At 73.2% G+C, this 3,157-nt stretch carries 6 protein-coding genes; 4 read left to right on the top strand and 2 right to left on the bottom strand.

All coding sequences use genetic code 11. The annotated features are described in order from the left end of the window. Positions 1-400: nitronate monooxygenase (locus GTW08_RS18480; protein WP_202417370.1), on the top strand; the 400-nt coding region annotated here is incomplete at its 5' end. A 7-nt stretch (positions 401-407) separates the two neighbouring features. On the opposite strand, the gene GTW08_RS18485 is transcribed toward GTW08_RS18480, so the two are convergent. Beyond that, the gene (locus GTW08_RS18485; protein WP_073577672.1) at positions 408-653 is read right to left on the bottom strand and encodes a DUF397 domain-containing protein; all 246 of its coding nucleotides are present in this window, start codon (positions 651-653) and stop codon (positions 408-410) included. A 254-nt stretch (positions 654-907) separates the two neighbouring features. Between GTW08_RS18485 and GTW08_RS18490 the strand changes: the two genes are divergently transcribed. Beyond that, entirely contained in the window at positions 908-1,123 is a 216-nt protein-coding gene (locus tag GTW08_RS18490) for a hypothetical protein (protein WP_139282976.1), read from the top strand. 26 nt (positions 1,124-1,149) lie between these two features. Here GTW08_RS18490 and GTW08_RS31130 read toward each other — a convergent pair whose 3' ends face one another. Continuing rightward, positions 1,150-1,374, bottom strand: a complete 225-nt coding sequence (locus tag GTW08_RS31130) for a hypothetical protein (protein ID WP_062400338.1) — start codon at positions 1,372-1,374, stop codon at positions 1,150-1,152. A gap of 191 nt (positions 1,375-1,565) precedes the next feature. Between GTW08_RS31130 and GTW08_RS18495 the strand changes: the two genes are divergently transcribed. After that, positions 1,566-1,859, top strand: coding sequence for a hypothetical protein (locus GTW08_RS18495; protein ID WP_073577674.1), 294 nt, complete (start codon positions 1,566-1,568; stop codon positions 1,857-1,859). A 156-nt stretch (positions 1,860-2,015) separates the two neighbouring features. Continuing rightward, positions 2,016-2,837, top strand: a complete 822-nt coding sequence (locus GTW08_RS18500) for a Bax inhibitor-1/YccA family membrane protein (protein WP_073577675.1) — start codon at positions 2,016-2,018, stop codon at positions 2,835-2,837. Positions 2,838-3,157: the final 320 nt, after the last annotated feature.

The following is a 3,157-nucleotide window of genomic DNA, read 5'->3' on the forward strand; positions in this document are numbered from 1 at the left end:
GGACGGCCGGGCCCTGGCCGCCGCGCTCACCCTCGGCGCGAGCGCGGTGCAGGTGGGGACGGCGCTGCTGCGCTGCCCCGAGGCCGGGATCGACGACGGCTGGTCCGCCCGGCTCGACGGCCTCGACCCCACCGGCACGACGACGACCCGTGCCTACACCGGCCGGCTGGCCCGCGGCATCGCCACCGACTACGTCCGTGCCTGGACCGTGCCGGGCGCCCCGGCCCCGGCGCCCTACCCCCATCAGCGACGCCTGGTGGCCCGCTACCGCGCGGGCGAGCCCGGCGCGGTCGACCGGGTCAACCACTGGGCCGGGCAGGCCGCCGGACGTGCGACGACCGACCCGGCGTCCGAGGTCGTCGCCCGGCTGTGGCGCGAGGCGGACCCGCTGCTGCCGTGAGCCCGGCTCAGTCGCGGAAGGGGTCGACCATGTCGTCGAACTCGCCCTTCTTGGCACCGTCGACGAACGCGGAGATCTCGGCCGGGGTGTAGACGAGCACCGGGCCCTCGGGGTCGCGGGCGTTGCGGACCGCGACCTGGCCGTCGTCCAGGACGGCGAACTCCACGTTCTGCCCGTCGGCGGTCCCGCCGGCCGGGCGGCGCCACGTCACGGGGCCGAGATCCGCTGCGCGCGTGCCGTTCGGGTGGGGCATGGGGACCTCCGGGTGTGTCCGCTGCGTCCGTTTGACTGCGGAGAGTGTCGAAAGACTGTGCAAGCGATCTTGCATCCGCACGTGTCATCCGTGACGATGGAACCTCCGACACGCTGAGGGGGCCCGTGAATGCGCCGGTTGACGCACGGATCTGCCGCCGGGTGGCTGTCGTCGTGACCGCCGGACGGATGAACGAGGCCGGCGGACCCGATGTCCTCACGGTGACGTCCGTTCTCGACGGTCGTGCACACAAGGTGACCGACTCGGAACTCTGCGCACCGCACTCGATGCGGACCGGCCGGTATGCGGCCCTGTGTGGCCACCTGGTGTCCCCGGCCCCGCTGATCGACGTCGCCGGGACCCCGTGCGGCCGCTGCGTGCAGCTCGACCCGACGCCACCGGCGGAGGTGACGTCGCGGCGCCCCGCCCGCCGGCGCGGCTGGGGCCTGCGCCGGGTACTGCCGGCCTGAGTCGTCCGGTATCGGAGCGGGACCCGTCAGCGGGCGAGCCGCTCCGGGTCGGTCTGCTCGTGGCGGCGCAGCGGTCCCCGGGTGCGCCGCTCCAGGTAGCGGCGGCCCGAGCGGGTCAGCTTGCTGAGGGTGTTGGGGCCGCGGCGGCGCTCGACGGCGTCGCCGATCTTGCCCAGGAGCCAGGCCAGCAGCGGTGCACCGACCGCCAGGAGCAGCCATACGCGCAGGTGCCGGGAGAGCAGGGCCCACATGTCCGGACCGTCCTTTCACTGGGGGCGACGGAGGTGTCGTCGCCGGAGGCGCCGACAGTAGTGCGGCCCGCCCGGGTGCGCCCGCTGCGAGGTGACGGCCCATGACCGACCTGCCACGGGATCGTTGTACGACGCGAGGGTGGGTCCGGCTGCCCCCGGCCGGGCGCCCGCTTCTGCGAGGAGGTACGCCCGTGTTCGCTCCGGGTTCCGGCAGCGTGGTGGTCGTCGCCGTCGCGCTGCTCGTCGTCGTCGCCGCCCTGGCCAGTCCCGCGGGTCGCCGTGCCGCGGTGGCCGCGCTCGGCTCGGTCGGACGCTGGCCCGCGCTGATCCGCGCGGAGATGCGCGGTGACGCGCCGCTGTCCGACGGGCGCGCCGACACCGCCGACGATCGTCGCTTCGACACCACGCCCGAGATGCCGGCGGTGCGTGCCGAACCGCTGCCGCCGACGTCCACGTTCCCGCAGGTGAGACGCCCGGGAGGGTGATCATCGCCCGGTGTGGGAGACGGGGCTGACGCCGGAGGCCCTGGACGCGGTAAATTTTTTTTTACCAGCGGGAACCCCCGGCGCTCCCTCGGCGTTGCACACGTGTGAGGGCCTGCCAGAGGTGGGCCCCGCACACGTCCGTCGAGGAGGATCCAGGTGCGCTCCACGAGCAACCCGGCGTTCCGCAACCTGCCCACACAGAAGCAGGGCGGCTACGCCACGTTCGACCGCTCGGGTGGCGGCATGATGGGCGGGGGCGCCGCCATGGCCGGCTCCCAGTCGTCCTACGTCGACCCGACCCAGGCCACGCAGGACACGGGCCGGCCGATCACGGTCGACGACGTCGTCCAGAAGACCGCCATCAGCGCTGCCCTGGCTCTGGTCGCGGGCACCCTGACCGTGCTGTCGGGTCTCTACATCCTGGCGTTGCCCGCGTTCATCGTCGGGCTCGTCGTGTCCCTGATCGTCATCTTCAGGCAGAAGCCCAGCGCCGTCCTGACGCTGCTCTACTCCGGCTCGATGGGTGTCGCGCTCGGCGGCATCACCGGGTTCATGCAGATGGACCCGAACCTCCGGGGCATCGGCGTCCAGGCCGTGATCGGCACCGCCGGTGTGTTCTTCGGGATGCTGGTCGTCTACAAGACCGGTGCCGTCCGGGTCACCCCGCGGTTCACCAAGTGGATGATGGGCGCCCTGATCGGCGTCGTCGTCCTGATGCTGGCGAACCTGGTCGCGAGCTTCTTCACCGAGGGTGGCTTCGGCCTCCGTGACGGCGGCCCGCTGGCCATCCTGTTCAGCATCGTCGTGATCGGCGTGGCGGCGTTCAGCCTGCTGCTCGACTTCGACGCCGCGGACAACGCGGTCAAGGCCGGTGTTCCGGCGAAGTACTCCTGGTACCTCGCGTTCGGCCTGATGACCACGATCGTCTGGCTCTACATCGAGATCCTGCGCCTGCTCAGCTACCTGCGCCAGGACTGACCGGCCACCCACGACCCGGCCCGTGAGGGCCGGGTGCGGCCGGAATCGCCCCCTCCGGTCGCGCGCGCCGCGGACACCCCAGGTGTCCGCGGCGTCGTCGTGTCCGGGGGTGGCCCGGCGGGTCCGGGAGTCGTAGCGTCGGTGTCGTGCCCGGGAACGACCCGGTCGTCACCGGGATCGCCATCCTCCTGGGGATCGCGTTCGGGCCCGCGGTGCTGGTGGGGCTGCTGGTGCGCCTGCCCCGCCTGGTGCGCCGGGTCGCCGCGCGCCACCGCCGCCCGGCTCCGGCGCGCCCGATCGGACCGCCGCTGGAACGGCTC

The sequence above is a fragment of the Pseudonocardia sp. SID8383 genome (assembly GCF_009864975.1).
Taxonomy (GTDB): domain Bacteria; phylum Actinomycetota; class Actinomycetes; order Mycobacteriales; family Pseudonocardiaceae; genus Pseudonocardia; species Pseudonocardia alni.